At 62.4% G+C, this 2004-nt stretch carries 4 protein-coding genes; 2 read left to right on the forward strand and 2 right to left on the reverse strand.

What is annotated here, in order from left to right; translation table 11 throughout:
- Both EN884_RS34340 and grpE read right to left on the reverse strand, forming a co-directional pair.
- Positions 1–442 (reverse strand): trimeric intracellular cation channel family protein (locus EN884_RS34340; protein ID WP_164895365.1); only part of this gene is annotated, 442 nt, incomplete at its 3' end.
- A gap of 112 nt (positions 443–554) precedes the next feature.
- On the reverse strand, positions 555–1190 hold the full coding sequence (gene grpE / locus EN884_RS34345; RefSeq protein ID WP_027161324.1) for a nucleotide exchange factor GrpE: 636 nt from the start codon (positions 1188–1190) through the stop codon (positions 555–557).
- Between the two features lie 242 nt (positions 1191–1432).
- Here grpE and EN884_RS34350 point away from each other — a divergent pair, with 242 nt between their 5' ends.
- Both EN884_RS34350 and EN884_RS34355 read left to right on the forward strand, forming a co-directional pair.
- Positions 1433–1630, forward strand: coding sequence for a hypothetical protein (locus EN884_RS34350; RefSeq protein ID WP_024502834.1), 198 nt, complete (start codon positions 1433–1435; stop codon positions 1628–1630).
- On the forward strand, positions 1605–2004 hold a 400-nt coding region (locus EN884_RS34355), incomplete at its 3' end, for a hypothetical protein (RefSeq protein WP_164895366.1). The genes EN884_RS34350 and EN884_RS34355, both read left to right, overlap by 26 nt.

Raw genomic sequence — 2004 nt, forward strand, 5'->3', positions numbered from 1 at the left:
TTTCGGGCCTGAGCAGCACCGATGGCTCGCCGGCAAGAAGATCGCGCAGAATGCCGCCGAAAGTGGCGGTGAGCACGCCGGTGATGAAGGAGACGACCGGCGAACCGGTAATCGCAAGCCCCTTGGCCGCGCCCATCACCGAAAAAGCGGCGAGCCCGATGGCGTCGAGCCAGAGCAGCCATTTCCAGCGCGATTCGACACGATGCGCGCTGAAGAAGACCAGCACCGCAACCGCGGCGCAGACCAGCACATAGCCGGAGTTGGCGACCCAGAAAACCGGCAGGTTGAGGATGACGTCGCGAAGCGTGCCGCCACCTATCCCGGTGACGCTGGCCAGGAACAGGAAGCCGATAATGTCGAGCTGCTTGCGCGAAGCCGCAAGCGCCCCCGTCGCCGCGAAGACGGCGACACCGGCATAGTCGAGAAGCGCGATGGGGTTCATGGCAGGCCAGGGGAGTAAGGGAATAGGGCAGTAGGGCAGTATGTTTAGCACGAAGCCGCACGGAAGGTGCGATTGCCCTTTTCCCTACTGCCCTACTGCCCTACTCCCTTAACTATGCATCTTTCTCAGCCTGCTCGTTTACCGGCCCCGGCTCGACCGGCGCTTCAGCGGCGGCAAACTTCGGACCGCCTTTGGCGACGCCGACCATAGCCGGGCGCAGCACGCGGTCGCCGATCGAATAGCCCGGCTGCACGACCTGGACCACGGTGTTGGCCGGGACGTCCGGATTGGGCACTTCGAACATCGCCTGGTGGAAATTGGGATCGAACTTCTCGCCTTCCGGCGCGAGCTTCTTGACCCCATGCCGTTCCAGCGCCGACAGCATGGCGCGCTCGGTGAGGTCGACGCCTTCGATCAGCGCCTTGAAGCCGGCGTCACCCGATGCCTTGGCCTCGGCGGGAATCGCATCCAGCGCGCGGCGCAGATTGTCCGACACCGAAAGCATGTCGCGGGCGAAATTCGCGACCGCGTAGGTGCGCGCATCGTGAACATCGCGCGCCGTGCGGCGACGCAGGTTTTCCATTTCGGCCGCCACGCGCAGCGCGCGGTCCTTCAGCTCTTCATTTTCCTTCAGCAGCCGGACAAGGGCTTCATAGTCGCCGTCGGTGCTGCCTTCCGTGCGCTCGGCTGCGGGCTCGGTCGCCTCGACTTCATCGGGCGCGCGTTCGTCTTTTGCCTGGTCGCTCATCGCCGTTTCCCGTCAATCTCGAATGATGTGGATTTTGTGCCCGATATCGATGTTTGGCAGCCAAAAATCAAGGGGTAAGCGATTATGGAAGCCACCGGCCAAGGCCGGACAATGGCAGGCAAGGCATTTCGATTTTAATTCAAATTTTACCTTAACTGCCGGCTTTGCTTGCCCCACAGGCAGGATGGGGGAACCATTCCCTTGCTGGAGGAGTTTCGAAGCCGACACAGGATTTTGAGACGATGACCCGCAACACGGGCGAAAAGGCAGAAGGGCTGGCCATCGAGGTCAGGCGCCAGTTGGGTGCCGAGGCGGTGACCCGCTTTCTACGCACCTTGCCGGCCTTCCGCACCGAGGCCGACATTCCCGACCGGCTCCGAGAACTGCTCGACCGCCTCGATGGGGCGGAGCGCGGTGACATCGGCTGGCGCCGGCGGTAACGCAACAATCAATCTTGGCAGCAAACCTCCTATCGGCAATAGCCGGGGAGAGCCGAACCATCTAAGGATAGATGTGTTGTGGTTCAAAATGGAGGACGTAGTGCGCAAGGTTTCGATCACCTCATCGCTGATGGCGCTTGTCGGCCTCGGCGCCATCACCTTGGCGGCTTTTCCGGCACAAGCAGACAATCTGCAGCTGCAATTGGGCAAACATGGCCCGCGGCTGAAGCTCATGGAAGATTGCGACCCCGCCTATGACGATTGCGAAGGCCCCCGTCGCGACGACCGGCGCGACCGCCGTCAACGAGGCTGCACGGAGGACCGGGCCCTCGACAAGGCAGACCGAATGGGCATCCGCCGCGCAAGGATAGAGT

The organism is Mesorhizobium sp. M7A.F.Ca.AU.001.01.1.1 (assembly GCF_004022735.1).
GTDB lineage: Bacteria > Pseudomonadota > Alphaproteobacteria > Rhizobiales > Rhizobiaceae > Mesorhizobium > Mesorhizobium ciceri.